Origin of the sequence: Psychroserpens mesophilus (assembly GCF_000826645.1) — a bacterium.
Lineage (GTDB): Bacteria > Bacteroidota > Bacteroidia > Flavobacteriales > Flavobacteriaceae > Psychroserpens > Psychroserpens mesophilus.
On sequence record NZ_JXJP01000046.1, the window covers coordinates 1 to 441 of the forward strand.

Genomic DNA, 441 nt, shown 5'->3' on the forward strand with positions numbered 1-441 from the left:
CTGTAATATCTTCCGTAGCTGCTGAAAAACCATTCGGTCCACTCCATGAGTATGATAAGTCCGCATCTGGATTTGTGGAACTTCCTGAGCCATTAAGAGTCACTTCCAGAGTTGTACAAGTCAGTTCTGCATTTGCGCCTGCATCTGCTGTTGGAGAATTTTCATCTTCCGTTACATCTGCACTGCTCATTGCTGAACAACCATTGTCATTATCTGTAACGGTTAAGGTATAGGTTCCTGCTTCACTAACTGTGATATCTTCCGTAGCTGCTGAATAACCATTAGGTCCACTCCATAAGTACGATAAGTCCGCATCTGGATTTGTTGAACTTCCTGAGCCGTCTAGAGTCACTTCCAAAGTTGTACAGGTCAGTTCTGCATTTGCGCCTGCATCTGCTGTTGGAGAATTTTCATCTTCCGTTACATCTGCACTGCTCATTG

The 441-nt window shown here is 44.2% G+C and carries 1 pseudogene; it reads right to left on the bottom strand.

The annotated features are described in order from the left end of the window. Positions 1–441 (bottom strand): annotated as a pseudogene (locus tag TD18_RS17275) (hypothetical protein); the annotation flags it as partial.